The organism is Bacteroides clarus, from assembly GCF_015555825.1.
GTDB classification, from domain to species: domain Bacteria; phylum Bacteroidota; class Bacteroidia; order Bacteroidales; family Bacteroidaceae; genus Bacteroides; species Bacteroides clarus.
Genome location: NZ_JADNLF010000001.1, coordinates 55,627 through 71,819 on the forward strand (window position 1 = coordinate 55,627; position 16,193 = coordinate 71,819).

Below are 16,193 nucleotides of genomic sequence, written 5' to 3' on the forward strand. Positions count from 1 at the left end.
TATATCGCAGGCTACTTTCCTTTAACTATCCGTTTAATGTCATTCAGCTTATTCAACGCTTCGAGCGGCGTCAGGTTGTTGACATCGAGATTCAGTATTTCGTCGCGTATCTGGCATAATATCGGGTCGTCAAGCTGGAAGAAGCTGAGCTGCATACCGCCGCGCGTCTCTCCCACCTCGGCCATCGGCTTGCCCGATATACCTTGCTGACGATTATCCGTCTCAAGCTGCTTCAAGATATCGTCGGCGCGTTTCACAATGCTTTTGGGCATACCGGCCATTTTGGCTACATGGATACCGAAGGAGTGCTCACTGCCGCCGCGTTCCAATTTGCGCAGGAAAATGACCTTATTGTCGACTTCCTTCACCGACACGTTATAGTTCTTGATGCGCTTGAAGGACTTTTCCATCTCATTCAGCTCATGGTAGTGCGTGGCGAAGAGCGTGCGCGCCTTGGCGCGCGGATGTTCGTGGATATACTCCACAATGGCCCACGCAATGGAAATACCGTCGTAAGTAGAAGTACCGCGCCCCAATTCGTCGAAGAGCACCAGACTCCGGGAAGAAAGGTTGTTCAATATGTCCGCCGCCTCGTTCATCTCCACCATAAACGTAGACTCGCCTACGGAGATATTGTCGCTGGCTCCCACACGGGTAAATATCTTGTCCACCAAACCGATATGCGCGCTTTCGGCCGGAACGAAGCTGCCGATTTGCGCCATAAGCGTAATCAAAGCGGTCTGACGGAGCAACGCCGACTTACCCGCCATATTGGGACCGGTGATGATGATTATCTGCTGCGTGCTGCTGTCCAGCATTACATCGTTCGCTATGTACTTCTCGCCTATCGGAAGCTGCTTCTCGATGACCGGATGACGTCCCTGGCGTATTTCCAGCACTTCGTCGTCGGAGATTACGGGACGGATATAATTGTTTTCGCGGGCCGCGGTGGCAAAGGAAAGCAGACAGTCCAGACGCGCTATCTGGTTCGCGTCAATCTGAATGGCGGAAATGAACTTGTTCAGCGATTGTACCAGCTCTGTGTAAAGCTGTGTTTCCAGTACCAGTATTTTGTCCTCAGCGCCGAGTATCTTCTCTTCGTACTCTTTCAATTCCTGCGTAATGTAGCGTTCGGCATTGACCAGCGTCTGCTTGCGAATCCATTCTTGCGGCACTTTATCTTTGTGCACGTTGCGCACTTCGATATAGTAACCGAACACATTGTTATAACCTATCTTCAAGCTGGGAATCCCCGTCTGTTCACTCTCCCGCTGCTGTACCTTCAAAAGATAGTCCTTACCGGAATAAGCTATCTGACGCAACTCGTCCAGCTCGGCATTCACGCCGGATTTTATCACGCCGCCTTTATTGATGAGCAACGGGGGATCGTTGTTGATTTCCTTATCGATGCGGTCACGAATGGCGCGGCAGATGTCCAGTTGCCCGCCAATGTGGTTCAGACTGGCGTTATCGGCACCCATACAGGCTTCCTTAATGGGCTCGATTGCCTGCAAGGCTACTTTCAAGGCAACCACCTCACGAGGAGAGACACGCCCCACGGCTACTTTGGAGATGATACGTTCCAGGTCACCTATCAAATGCAGCTGCTCTTCAATCAGTTCCTTGAAGTCGGGTTGGCGGAAGAAATACTCCACTACGTTCAATCGCTCATTAATGGGCTGCACATCTTTCAGGGGGAACACCATCCAGCGCTTCAACAGACGGGCTCCCATCGGACTGATAGTTTTGTCTATCACGTTCAACAGGCTGCTGCCGCCGTCGTTCATACTGCCCATCAGCTCCAGGCTGCGCACCGTAAACTTATCCAGGCGGACGTATTTGTCTTCTTCTATGCGTGCCAGCGAAGTGATATGCCCTATCTGCGTATGCTGCGTCAGAATGAGGTACTGCAAGACAGCCCCCGAAGCAATGATACCGTTCTTGAGGTGTTCCACGCCGAATCCTTTCAAATTCTTTACTTCAAAGTGTTTCAGCAGCTTCTCGCGGGCGGTGGTTTCCGTAAATACCCAGTCTTCCAGCTCGAATGTAAAGAACTTGCTACCGAAGTTACCCTCAAACATTCCCCGACGGCCACGTTCAAAAAGCACTTCTTTCGGAGCAAAGTTATTCAACAGCTTGTCCACATAGTCGAAAGGCCCTTCGGCGGTCAGGAACTCACCCGTAGAGATGTCCAGAAATGCCACGCCGCAAGCGCCTTTACCGAAGTGAACGGCGGCAAGGAAGTTGTTTTCCCGGTAATTCAGTACGTTGTCGTTAATGGACACACCCGGTGTTACCAACTCGGTGATACCGCGTTTCACCAGTTTCTTGGTGAGCTTCGGGTCTTCCAGCTGGTCGCAAATGGCTACGCGCTTGCCTGCACGTATCAGCTTGGGCAGATACGTATCGAGCGCATGATGAGGAAAACCGGCCATTTCAATCGTTTTCCCTTTGCCATTGGCACGCTTTGTCAGGGTAATGCCTAAAATTTCAGAAGCTACAATAGCATCGGTGGAATAAGTCTCATAGAAGTCGCCACAACGAAACAGCATGACGGCATCGGGATGTTTCGCCTTCAAATCAAGGAACTGTTTCATCATCGGGGTAAGGACAATATCTTCGTTCACAGCGGTATCTGTTTAGAGTTTTAATGTAATTTGATTAAGCAGGACAAAGATAATCCTTTTTTAGAAAATACGTATGTAGAGGGTTTAAATCCTTAGTAAGCCTTAACAAAGTGGGTATTTTTGCTAAAACGTGTTATAAAACACACTTTTTTATTTGTTTTATTTGGAGATTTCCCAAAAGTCCGTACCTTTGCAATGTGTTTTTCATAGTATTAGATTTAAGGTTAACAAAGGTTGGAGTACAGCGGTACTCCTTTTTTTATGCCTGTATGTCTCATTTCACACTTGCCAGCATCAAAGTAGCGTCATTGTGATTCAGTTCGTAAACGCTGGTTTCAATATTATCATTGTAAGCATTGTCCTTGGAGTTCCAACGAGCATAGCTCAAAGAAACCTCATCACCCGTATATTCGATATCCAGCTTGAAGTAAGGAACCCACGCTTCTTTTACACTGTCCCATTTGGAAGCTTCTTTGCTGATTACACGATTCTCATTGTCATAGCCATAAGTATAACGCAGGTGACGGAATAAATAACCATCCTCATTACGGAAGATTGTCCGGGCTGTTACCAGTTCGCCGCTCATTTCCTCGTTCTTTACGTAATCCGTAGGATTCATTGCATTCGCAGAGAAGTTTAATACGCTTGCCATTACTACCGCTACCATTACCACTGCCTTAAGAATTACATTTGTCTTCATAATCGTTATGTTTTTATTGTTATTATTAGTTTGAGTTATTCAGGCTTTCTTTGCCGAGCGCCTTCGGCTATATATAGTCAATTGCTGTGCCAAACTTATAAACAGCTGAAAATCAACGATTATCTAAAACAAAGCTGTGTTCATTTCCGAACAACTGTCCGCGCAAAAGCGAACATTATAAAAAATGCAACTGCCGAAAAATATCTTTCGACAATAGCGTATTCAAAAACAGATTTAAAGTTATCTATTCTTTCGAATAGATAACTTCAACTTTAACTCCTGTGGAGCATTTTATGGCAGGAACCTCGACCGTAGTACATCTTTTATCTTTGTCATAAACATACGATACAGCAGTATTACCGTTCACCTTTACGGATACGGGTGCGGCAGTATCAAATATCCGCAACGTATATGAACGTACAGACGCGCCACCCTTATAATTACCCCGACGTGCAGAAATAATATACTTACCTCTATTTCCATCAGCTATTTGTTTCAGAGCTGTTGTAGAGTACATAGTGGCATAATCACTATTATTTCCACTGTCTTCATATAAAGAACTTTCACCATCAGAACCGGCTACAATATTCAGGATTAGATTATCCGGACGTTCGGTAACATTCATTACAGTAGGAGGGTTGTAGGGTATGATAGCCCCTTGTCTGAAAAAATAGGGTATTTGCTCGTGTGTGAAATTCATAACCTTTTTACACGGTCCCTCAATAAGTTCATTGGTAGATACGCTCCACCATTTTCCTTCAGGAAACCAGATTTCCTTGGCACTGATACCCTCAACAGCAGCTTCAGTGATAGGAACTACAAGGATATCATCACCGAAAAAATACTCGTTCTCATAAACATAAGCTTCCTCACTCTCCGGATATTCATAATACAGAGGACGACAAACAGATATACCGGTATCATAAGCTTTACGGGCCATAGTGTAGAGATAGGGAAAAAGCGAGTAGCGAAGCCGTACCGCCTCAAGCATCGTCGGAAAATTATCAAATTTCCAAATTCGACGTTCTATGCGTGCATCGTTTGTCGCATGTGTACGGAAAATCGGTGTAAACACTCCGAATTGTATCCAACGAAGTACAAGTTCCGGATCATTTACAATACTCTCATCTGTGAATGCATGTCCGCCAAGATCGTGCCCCCAATAGCCATACCCTACATTCGAAGCTGTAGCCGTAAAATAAGGTTGGAAGCCAAGAGTCTGAAAGTTTATAAGAGCATCGCCCGAAAAACCAATCTGATAACGATGGCTGCCCAAGCCTCCCCAACGGTGGAAAATTACAGGTCTGCGGTCTGTACGTTTTCTCACCATATCGTTAAAGAATATATGATTGCACCAGAATGTTTCACTCAATCCGTAAGTATCATTGCTTGTAAGATGTTGCTGCCAGTCAATCCACCAGAAGTCAACTCCCTCACTTTCGTGATTACGGATGATATTTTTAAAGAATGATTTTGTAAAATCCGTATAGTCAATGCTCCAAGAGATATTATCTTTTTTGTCGTTAAGATACTTACCGTTAAGTTCCGAGTTCATTGCCGCGAAATAGACAGGCGATTCATTCTTGTTTATACCGTCGGCAGGATGAAGATTAAGGGCAATCTTAAAATTATTATCATGGATATCCCGGAGCAAGCCCTTAGGATTCGGAATCAGATTGGTATTCCACGACCATCCTGTCCAACCACCTTTATCTCCGGATTGTCCATTTCCTACGTTCCAGTGCCAATCCATATCCAGAATCATTACATCGGCAGGAATCTTATTATCCTTGATTTCAGACATAATCCGGCGGTAGTCATCTGCCGAATAAGCAGAGTATTTGCTATACCAATATCCGAATACATAATCGGGCGGCAATGGTATCTTACCCGCAATTTTAGTGTAGTCGGAAATAGCTTTCTTATAATCATTACCATAACCCAGATAATAGATGTCAAGAGCATCCGTATCGGAGCGTTCCGCCCACCAGTCAAACTCCATATCCGCATTGGGCCGGAGAGCATAAGAACGCCCACCGTCAGAGCGTATGGCAGCCCATGAATCGTCTATGACAGCCCATCCGGAACGTGATATCAATCCGTTCTCCATTTCGGCACGCTTATTATCTCCATTACTTCCGTCAAGAGTGCGGCAGGTACCTTTAAGATTCAACGAATCTGATTTACCGGGATACCACACAGACTCACATCCATTGTTATCGATAGTTATGGTCAGATTTTCAGGAGACGCAGGAGTTGTCACCGGATTTGTACTTTTGCGATATTTCAACCTTACCTTATCGGTAACTATATACAAATACGTATTGTCTTCCCTCTTCCTGAAACGTGGCACCTTCAGTCTACGATTGGTTACGGTAAACGTAGCTTGGTCCTCAAATATACCTTTAGCACTGTATTCAATGCGAATCATTTCCGGTGTAAGAACAGTGAAGCGCGCTTTTCCGCAAATCACCACCGCTTCAGGATTGGCAACCGGATTATTATCGGACGCTGAAGTCTTTGCGGTTGCCAGCATTAGTAGGGCAACCAAACAAATAATTGTTTTCCCCTTTTTAAAATTCAAAAGAAACCCTTGCAACAAGGGTTTCTTTTGAGAAGAAGATTTCTTAAATCCATTCATTGGGCATTCAATGTTTCAATTAAAATATTATTTCAGATTCTTCACTCCTTTCATTGCAGCCTTATCCGTAACTTCCATGATACTGATAGCATAACCGCCACCCGGCGCTGCTTTCATTTTCAATACAGATTTGGCCGACACAATTCCTTTCCGAATGGTATAAGCTTGAGGATTAGTTCGATAATGGGCATCCTTACTGTCTTCATAGACAGTGGCAATATACTTCTTATCCTTATCAAGGAAGTCCAACTTCAATGCTGAAATATGACCGTCCTCGTTACTGGTGCAGCCTACAAACCAATTATCCGTTCCCTTAGCCTTACGGGCAACCACAATATAACGTCCCGGTTCGGCTTCAAGATAACGGCTTTCATCCCAATCTACCGCTACATCCTTGATGAACTGAAAAGCATCCATAAAACGTTCGTAATTCTCCGGAAGGTCGGCAGCCATTTGCAAAGGGCTATACATAGTGACATACAATGCCAGTTGACGCGCAAGAGTGGAGTTTACATGAGAATGACTGTTGGGATTCAATTTATTCATATCCATTTCGAAAATACCAGGGGTATAATCCATCGGGCCGCCTTGCAGACGAGTAAACGGAAGCACAGTGGTATGAAAAGGTTTGTTACCGGCAAAAGCCTCGTATTCCGTACCTCTGGCAGACTCATTACCAATCAGGTTTGGATACGTGCGACAAAGTCCCGTAGGACGTACTGCCTCATGGGCATTAACCATGATACGATGCTTCGCAGCTTCAGTCACAGCATACAGATAATGATTATTAAGCCACTGTCCGTAATGATGTTCTCCGCGGGGAATCATATTCCCCACATAACCACTTTTGACCGAGTTATATCCATATTTATTCATCAGCTGATAAGCCGCTTCCATATGCCGTTCGTAATTACGTACAGAGGATGATGTTTCGTGGTGCATCATCAGTTTCACCCCTTTTGAATGAGCATATTCATTCAGCATTTTAATATCAAAATCGGGATAAGGAGTTTGGAAGTCGAAAACATAATCTTTAGAATTGCCAAACCAATCTTCCCAACCAATATTCCAGCCTTCCACCAATACTTGGTCGAAGCCATGTTCGGCGGCAAAATCAATATATTTCTTTACATTAGCATTGTTAGCCGGATGAACCCCGTTGGGTTTCACCCCGGTATAATCCGTTTCATCGAGTTTCACCGAAGGTATATCCCAAGTATACGCCCATGGCTTTCCACCGGCAATCATTTCCCACCACACACCGATGTACTTCACCGGCTTAATCCAAGAAGTATCTTCATATTTACAAGGCTCATTCAGGTTAAGAATAAGATTCGATGCCAATATCTTCCGTGCGTCGTCACTCACCATCACCGTACGCCAAGGAGTATGGCAAGGACTCTGCATATATGCTTTGTTTCCTACCGCATCCGGAGTCAGCCATGATTCGAATATTAAATTCTTATCATCCAGATTAAGATGCATGCATGAATAATCAACCAACGCAGCCTCGTGCAAATTGATATAAAGTCCTTCAGCCGTTTTCATCTGAAGGGAAGTCTGCACACCGGTAGGCGAGAAAACAGTCTGCGAAGCATTACCGCTGACAGCGCCTTGCAGCAACCCGCGGATTTCAGAAAGTTTAGACTCCGTATAATCATATTCTTGTGTATCATAATCTCCCGGAATCCACCATGCAGTATGGTCACCGCTCATGGCAAACTGCGAATGTTCCTCCCTGACAACGAAATAGACTAAATTCCTCTGCTGAGGGAATTCGTAACGAAAGCCTATCCCATCGTCGTACACGCGGAAACGAAGATTCATAAAACGGCCGGTCGATGTTTGCTTCAGTTCCACCAGCAGTTCGTTATAATGATTACGTATATCCTTATTCTCTCCCCACACCGGTTGCCAAGTTTCATCGAACGAAGATGTAGAGGTATTTACTACTTCAAATCCCTCCTGCAAGCTTTCCTGCCCGTTCAGTTCAAGGCCCAAGGTACTGGGATTGATAACCTGAGATTTCTTGTATTGTAAAGAATAAGAGGGTTTGCCTTTTTCTTGCAGTTCAAAAGAAAGATGGACATTATTGTCCGGAGAAACCTGTTGGTAAACCTTGGTAGCATTCTGCGCTTGCACCGTCAGTGCCATAAACAACGCACAAGTTACCAATACTATCATTTGAAAAGTTTGTTTCATATTCAAAAGTACCTGTTTAAGTAAATAATAAATAAATCTGTATGATTTATCTGAATTCATATCACTAACTGACAGTTTGTATAACCTATGTCTATTCCTTGATTATACCTCCCCGCCCCTTTACTATATGAGCCTTTATTAAAAGGCTTTTAATAGCACAAAAAATATCCTCATTCATAGATTATTCCGTTAATATAGACATGTATTTATGAATGAGGATATAAGCTTTTTATAAAATCCTGAAAACTGTTATTTCACCCTGTTGATTCAGTTGTTGCTGATTATAATTTCTCTGCGGTTAATGTTACATTTTCCAATTCGGAAGTATTCAGAGTGAGTTTATAAGTACCGGTTTGGGCTTCAGTTACTTGCCATTTGTAATCTCTACCATTCTCCTGACGACAATCTACATTCATGTTACTTCCTGTTACAAATGGAGTATTTGCCTCAGGAGCATAATAATCATCATTAGTATTAGTATATTCTATTTTGGAGAGTATTTTAAAGTCACCCTCATGCAAGTTGATTATCAATTCATATTTATCGTTATCTATCTTTGTAAAATAGGGAGCTCTTTTCAAATCATAACCATTGTTTTGATTTTCACCCTCTTCCACTGATAAAACACTTCCAACCAAATAAACAACATCTAACTTTTCCACTTCTACTTTCATAGTTTCCACATTAACAGTGACAGTATATGTACCTTTTTCTTTTATCACCCACTTATTATCACGTTTAATGGATTCATTATCATAATATATCACAGGATATGCATTCATTTCCACATTTAATTCTACTTTTTTATTAGTTGTTCCATTCATATTAGGCATTAATTGTACATCTCCAATAATACTTTGTTGAAGGAGAGCAAATTTCATTTCTTGGTTATCATCTTTTACATTTCCTGTCCAAGTAAAGGTTTTCCCATCTTCGCTTTTCATCATTTCATACGGCCGTCCCCAATCCGTGAAACCACTTGCCAAGTATAATCTATCAAATTTCAATGTTCCAGGAACTATTATATTATCATCACTTATATCACCATCGTCCCAATTCTTAATGCTTACTCCTGTAATACTTACATTTATATTTCCTGAAGGAGTTGTTTCAAATTTAACTTTATAAGTATACTTCTTACCAGCTTCAAATGTAGTACTGTTACTAATCGTCGCATTAAATATTTTTTCATTCAATTGAAATGTCAATTTACGATCTTCTGCACTATTGTTTTCTTCATTGGGTAACACAATAGCTTCTGTAAAACGATAATTACTCAAATTCCAATATTTCATAACTATGTCTTTTTTTTCACTCCCATCAGCAGTCAACAACTTATCATTCAAAATATCATACTGAATATCAGTATATTGATTGCCTATTGCAGCATATATACCATCGGTATTGACATCACCTTCTATTTCAAAAAAAAGTTTAGTCAAACGGTGTTTAAATCCAAGATTAATAATAGGAGTACTTTTACTTGCACCTTCTGCTTTTGCTGACATTAAATCTATACGTGGCTGCTCATCCTGATTAGCTAAATCCAACGATAATTTATTTTCAACTACATTTCCTTGCGGATAATAAGCCACTACATTCACAACATCATCACTTTCGGGAAAATAAGCCGTATTAGTTTCCCCGTCAGGAGAAAAATTACCATTGTTCTTATCAATTACTACATAACGATAATTACTTACATCACCTACTATGCTATTTTCTGCACTTACCATATACACACCGATAGCGTCCTTCTCATCCCAATGGTCATCTGCCGCACGTGTCATCAGCATATTGATATCACCATTTATTTGCAGTGGTACCCGTCTGCTATCCATTACCTGTTCGTCTATTTCATTGTTGCAACCTGCCATCATCAAAGCAGCCAGCATAACAAAACATGTATTCTTTTTCATTGCTTAAGTCTTTAAAGTTCTTAATTATTTTAACCAATCTAAATCTCCTTTTTCTTCCACAACCCAATTTATGACATTACCGTTGAACCCACCTCTTCCTTCTATATCCAACGGCGTATTACCGCCTTCGTCAAGTTTAGACAATGCTTCAGTAAGGTCGGTAGTTATTGTCTCAGTTGTTTCATCTTCTTTAGTTATCTCCACCGTCATTATCTGCCGCTGGGCTTTTTCTTGAGATACCCCCAATAGACGCACAGTACCTTTGAGCCGCATACTTGCCTCACCTTCTGCTACCGGTGACGCAGTAAAACTGACAGAAGCTTTAGCCACACTCAGCAGTTCACCGGTAGTTAGGTCTATACTCGAAACTACATTATCCAGCATACCTGTCACCGATTTAATACTCTCCACATCGGTATCCATTGTTATATTAACTTGACGTGTACGCTGTTGCATCTTTACAGTCAGCCGCAATGTATCTCCTGTCAAAGCAAGTAGTTCATCCTGTACTAAATCCTCCGAAACAGAAAACAAATCATCGGGATTACCTGTAACGACAGAACTTCTCTCACTCCTTGTAGCTACCGCATTCAGGGTAGCTATATTACCGTTAACACTAACTCCTTGCGGTTCATTATACGCCACCATGCCATAATCACTTGTGGAAAGCAATAAAAAACTATTTACATTACCGGTTACTTCCTGTGTCTCATTGCCTATACGCACCATATATTTCGCCGGTGCTGCCGAAGAGCATTCCGACCAATCTGCCGTAAGTTTTACCACAGTCCGCGCTTTCTTCATCGGTGCCGGTAATTCGTCTTCGGCACAACTGCCCATCACGCATAGTCCTGCCAAGAGAAGTAAAGCATTGAATTTACATAATCCTATTCGTCTCATTTTTCAATAAATATTAGTTGGTAAACTTTTCATTTTCCTTAACTCTGCTTTATCTTGCACTTCTATCAAACTAATGGCATAGCCTCCACCCGAAGCCGCCCTAAGTTTCAGTTTGGTTTTGGAAGTAGCAATCCCTTTGCGAATAACATAAGCCTGCGGATTTTTCTTCCAATCGGCATCTTTTGCATCGGCATAAACAGTAGCGATATACTTCTTACCAGGAATCAAAAAATCAAGTTTAAGATTGGATACATGTCCATTCTCATCGGCCGTACAGCCTACAAACCAATTATTTGTACCTTTGGCACGTCGTGCTACAGTGATATAATCACCCGGTTCGGCTTCCAAATACCTGCTTTCATCCCAATCTACCGCCACATCCTTGATAAACTGGAATGCATCTATAAAACGTTCGTAATTCTCAGGCAAATCCGCAGCCATTTGAAGCGGACTATACATAGTACAATACAAAGCCAATTGACGGGCCAATGTAGTACGTGCCTGCTGATCCTTTTTATAACCGTTCTCGTAATAACTCAAATCTCCCTGAAAGATACCCGGAGTATAATCCATCGGTCCGCCCATTAAACGGGTAAAAGGTAAAATAGTAGTGTGATCCACCGGATTACCGCCCATTGATTCAAATTCGGTTCCACGGGCAGATTCCTGCGCCAACCAGTTTGGATAAGTACGGCACAACCCCGTAGGACGTACAGCTTCGTGACTGTTTACCATAATATTAAAATCCGCTGCGCGCTTTGCCACATGGATATAATGATTATTCATCCATTGCGAAGCATGATATTCGCAACGCGGAATTATAGGGCCTACATAACCCGTTTTTACTGCATTATAACCATGATTCACCATAAAATTGAAAGCATCATCCAATTGTCGTTCATAATCAGCGGCATTGGCAGACGTTTCATGATGCATCATTACACGCACCCCCTTTTCATGAGCATACCGCTGCAATTCATCTACATCGAAATCCGGATAGGGAGAAGTAAAACTAAACTGGCGATTTTTAGTATAAGCCGTCCAGTCTTCCCAACCTTCGTTCCATCCCTCCACCAATACGGCGGCAAAACCATGTTTGGCAGCAAAGTCAATATATCTTTTTACATTATCGGTATTGGCCGCATGACGCCCATTAGGAGTCAGCTTGCTATAATCGGTCACTCCCGGTTTTGCACGATTATAACTGCTGTATGCCCAATCTTTCCCTGTCCCGATAAACATCTCCCACCATACACCGATATATTTCATCGGCTTAATCCAAGATGTATCTGCATATCCGCAAGGCTCATTCAGATTCAGAATCAGCTTACTGGCAAGGATATTCCTTGCGTCATCGCTTACTACCACTGTGCGCCAAGGCGAGAAGCAAGGGGTTTGCAAGAAACCTTTATCACCGTTTTTATCCGGTACTAAGCAGGCAGTCAAACAAAAAGACTTATCATTTACATTCAATTCCATAGCTGCGTAATCCACCAAAGCAGCTTCATGGATATTAATGTACAATCCGTTACTCCCTTTCAGCATCAGAGGCGTCTGTACTATCAAATCACCCGCCGATTTCGCTTCATACGACTTCATGGCCACGGATTGTTTAGGCATCTCTTCACGTATCTGAGAAAGAGGAGCTGTGGTGTAGGTAAACTCATTGGTGTCATAATCACCCGGCATGCAAAAAGCCGTATAATCATGCGCCAAATTGAACTGAGTTAGTTCCTCATTGATAACGAACTTATTCAAAGTAGGTTGTTCGGGAAACTCATAACGAAATCCCAAACCATCATTAAAGAGACGAAAACGTATATTCAACGTGCGCCCGCTAAAACCTTGTTCCAATGTAAGCAGCATTTCGTTATAATGGTTACGGATAAGCGATTGCTCACCCCATACCGGTTTCCACGATTCGTCCAATGAATCCGTCTGTACCGATTTCACACTGAAATCGTTCATTAATCCGCGTTCATATTTAATATCCAATCCGAGACGACTCGGTGCAAGCACAGCTTTACCTTTGTAAGAAAGCTCGTAATAGGGAATTCCCCTTTCTACTACTGTCTTCAGTAATAAATTACCGTCCGGTGAGGAAAGATTCTGCGCTTTCCCCACTGCTGCCAGAAGTAGAAATAACACTATATTAATTGTATTTTTCATATTTCTCTATCTATTCATAAGTGAGACAATCAGAGTTTGGTCAACCTCACAATCTTGCAGGCATGCGCCTCAAGTTCCACATTCAAGTTATCAGCTTCTCCTTCATCTGCATGTTTCCACAAGTCACGCACTTTCATCTTACCCTCAATACCTAAATCGGAGAATTTCACCGAACGAAACTGCTTGGAATCTTCGCGATTGAACAGGCCTATCACCCAGTCACCGTTTGTCATCTGTCCATACCATATCTGACTGTTCGTACTATTTAAAACATCGGATAAAGGTTTACCGGCAAAACCATCCTTATTCAAAGCCAGCATTTCTTCGTTCTGGCAAAACTTCAAATCTGAATTGGCAAAACTATCTCCCGGCACATCGGCAATCGCTACCGGACCGCCCGCCATGAGTTGCAGAGAAATGACACTTTCCTTTTCCGCATCGGAACCGAATGTATTCAAGCGGATAAAGTCACCGTCCATAATCATTTTACCACGTCCGGAGTATTTAGACCAGTGCGTAAAGCCATCGAACATATTGCCACAACTGGGCCAATCTTCAAATACTTTGCCGCGATCGGAATTAGACACATGATGCCAGCCACCGCTCCACGTATCACCAACGATACGCGCCATATTACCATACTCGCGCTCCAGAGCCGCGTCCTCATGCATATTGGGCATTACCAACGAAGTAAATACACCGTATTTCTTTGCAGCCTTACAAATATATTGCAGAGCAAGCTTATAATTCTCTCGTCCGTACCCTTTACCTTTTATGGCATTCATACCGCGGTCGTACCCGTTTTCATAATAACAAAGAAAGTCCATACGGATAAAGTCCACACCAAGATTCTTATAATATTTAAAGAAGCCGTCGATGTACTCCTCAGCGCCTTTATGACTTGCTACTACCCACCAGAAGCCATCGTCGGCGTCAGGATAAAGTACATTATCTTCACCTTGCTTATAACGCAAATCCTTGAAGGTAATATTATCAGTACCCTCTATAATGGTTTCTTCCGGACCATGTATCCACAAAGGATTGTCATAGACACCCAATTTCAGTCCCTTAGCCTTGCACATTTCCGAAAGTTTCTTCAGTTTTACCGATCCGTATTTCGTCATATATCCCATAGGATCGGGCTCGGAAGTACCATCCATCGCCATAAAACCATCCGTACAAATCATATTGTAACCATAAGGAAGCAGATTTTCCGCCACATAGTCGATTATATTCTGCCAGGAACCTTCAGACATATCAATAGCCTGTCCTTGCCCACCGGCATTGACCAATTCTTCATTTCTGCGCTCCAATTTCCAACAGTATTCATAGACACTCCAATAGAGAGGGGCGTTATAAGTATGTATTCCTTCCGTATCAGCGTCATCACCGGGAGTTATCACGGGATCATCGGGAATCATATCCGGTGTCCAGCCTGTACCCTTATCCTCGCATCCTCCGAAAAAGAATGTCAATGCCATCAAAAACAGTTTCATATTCAAATTCTTTATCATATCATTATTTTTACCTGAATTTCTCAAACAAGACAATACTTGTTTTATTATACTTTCATTATCACTCAGATTTTGTCAGCCGTACAATCTTGCAAGAACGCCCGGGAATCTTATAACTCAAAGAAGCTTCAGCTTCCCCCTCATCCTGATGTTTCCACAAATCACGCACTTTTACCTTGCCCTCAATACCTATTTCAGAAAAATCGAGTGTACGGTCATATTCATTATCTTCTTTATTGAAAAAACCTACGATATAGTCTCCGTCGGACATCTGTCCGTACCATATTTGATTTTTTGCATTCCACAAATCATCCGACAAAGGTTTTCCTACAAATCCGTCTTTGTTCAAAGCCAGCAATTCTTCATTCTGATAAAACTTTAAATCACCGCTGACAATCGTATTATACTGATCGGCTACGGCAATCGGACCACCCGCCATCAGTTGCAAAGAAATCACGCTCTGTTTTTCACCTTCCGTATCAAATGTATTCAAACGGGTAAAATCAGCATCCAGCACTACCTTTCCCCTTCCCGCAATGTGCGACCAACTGATAAGGCCGGTAAACATATTAGAGGTAGACGGCCATCCATCGGGATTGAACCATGTAGGGCCATTGCTTGCAAAGTGTTGCCACCCGCCTTTCATTGTATCGGCATCTACCCGAATCATATTACCATATTTCTTCTCCAACTCCGCATCATTTTTCAGATTGGGCATCACAAGCGAAGTGAATACCTGATACTTTGTGGCGGCCTCGGAAATATACTTCAGAGCGAGTTCGTATTCTTCACGTCCATATCCTCTACCGGGCATTCCGCCGGCACCATCTGCCGTTTCAAACAGACAGAGGAAGTCCATACGGATAAACTCTACTCCTATTTTCTTATAATATTTAAAAAAGCCATCAATAAACTCCTTAGCACCTTTATGGCTGGGAACTATCCAAGTAAAGACATCCCCTTTATCCGGATAAAGAACATCATCTTTGGCGGAATTGTACACTAAACTCCCCACTGTAATACCTTCCGTACCTTTTACTACCGTTTCATACGAGCAGTGTACCCATAACGGATTATCATAAACACCCAGTTTCAAACCTTTGGCCTTACATTTAGCTACTAAATCCGTCAGTTTTATACCGGCATAATGGGTCATATACCCACCCGGATCAATACCGGGATCGTTTGTCATTGACATAAAGCCGTCCGTACAAATCATACCGTAACCATAAGGCAGAAGATTCTCCGATACCCAATCAATATTCGCATCCCAAGTCACTTCAGGCATATTCGTATTACTACCGGCCTGTTCGGCTACCCAGGCATACTCATATACACTCCAATATAAAGGAGCGTTCAAACTGATAGGTGCATACACCTGTTCATCGTCATCATCATCATCAGACGGCAAATTCTCGTCAGGAATCATATCAGGCGTCCATCCGGTTCCTTCATCTTGACATCCCCCAAAAAGGGATGCCACAATCAATAAAAATTGTATAATAAATATTTTTATCATAA

9 protein-coding genes are annotated in these 16,193 nt (G+C 42.6%); all 9 read right to left on the reverse strand.

What is annotated here, in order from left to right; all coding sequences use genetic code 11:
• Positions 1–11 precede the first annotated feature (11 nt).
• The 9 genes from mutS to I2F54_RS00285 all read right to left on the reverse strand — a co-directional run bounded on the left by mutS (position 12) and on the right by I2F54_RS00285 (position 16,191).
• Positions 12–2,627, reverse strand: a complete 2,616-nt coding sequence (gene mutS, locus I2F54_RS00245) for a DNA mismatch repair protein MutS (RefSeq protein WP_338083433.1) — start codon at positions 2,625–2,627, stop codon at positions 12–14.
• A gap of 274 nt (positions 2,628–2,901) precedes the next feature.
• Positions 2,902–3,327, reverse strand: coding sequence for a DUF3836 domain-containing protein (locus tag I2F54_RS00250; protein WP_009121961.1), 426 nt, complete (start codon positions 3,325–3,327; stop codon positions 2,902–2,904).
• 244 nt (positions 3,328–3,571) lie between these two features.
• Complete coding sequence (locus tag I2F54_RS00255; RefSeq protein WP_229028144.1) at positions 3,572–5,878, reverse strand: glycoside hydrolase family 31 protein; 2,307 nt, start codon at positions 5,876–5,878, stop codon at positions 3,572–3,574.
• 117 nt (positions 5,879–5,995) lie between these two features.
• Positions 5,996–8,170: a glycoside hydrolase family 97 protein gene (locus tag I2F54_RS00260; protein WP_181986664.1), complete on the reverse strand. Its 2,175-nt coding sequence runs from the start codon at positions 8,168–8,170 to the stop codon at positions 5,996–5,998.
• A 281-nt stretch (positions 8,171–8,451) separates the two neighbouring features.
• Positions 8,452–10,089, reverse strand: a complete 1,638-nt coding sequence (locus I2F54_RS00265; RefSeq protein WP_118047050.1) for a fimbrillin family protein — start codon at positions 10,087–10,089, stop codon at positions 8,452–8,454.
• Positions 10,090–10,113: 24 nt separating this feature from the next.
• Positions 10,114–10,989 (reverse strand): FimB/Mfa2 family fimbrial subunit, encoded by an 876-nt coding sequence (locus I2F54_RS00270; protein ID WP_195500267.1) that lies wholly within the window; start codon positions 10,987–10,989, stop codon positions 10,114–10,116.
• Positions 10,990–10,992: 3 nt separating this feature from the next.
• Entirely contained in the window at positions 10,993–13,158 is a 2,166-nt protein-coding gene (locus I2F54_RS00275) for a glycoside hydrolase family 97 protein (RefSeq protein WP_195500268.1), read from the reverse strand.
• Between the two features lie 29 nt (positions 13,159–13,187).
• Positions 13,188–14,672, reverse strand: a complete 1,485-nt coding sequence (locus tag I2F54_RS00280; RefSeq protein WP_087425301.1) for an alpha-galactosidase — start codon at positions 14,670–14,672, stop codon at positions 13,188–13,190.
• A 61-nt stretch (positions 14,673–14,733) separates the two neighbouring features.
• Complete coding sequence (locus I2F54_RS00285) at positions 14,734–16,191, reverse strand: glucan 1,6-alpha-isomaltosidase (RefSeq protein ID WP_195500269.1); 1,458 nt, start codon at positions 16,189–16,191, stop codon at positions 14,734–14,736.
• Positions 16,192–16,193 lie beyond the last annotated feature (2 nt).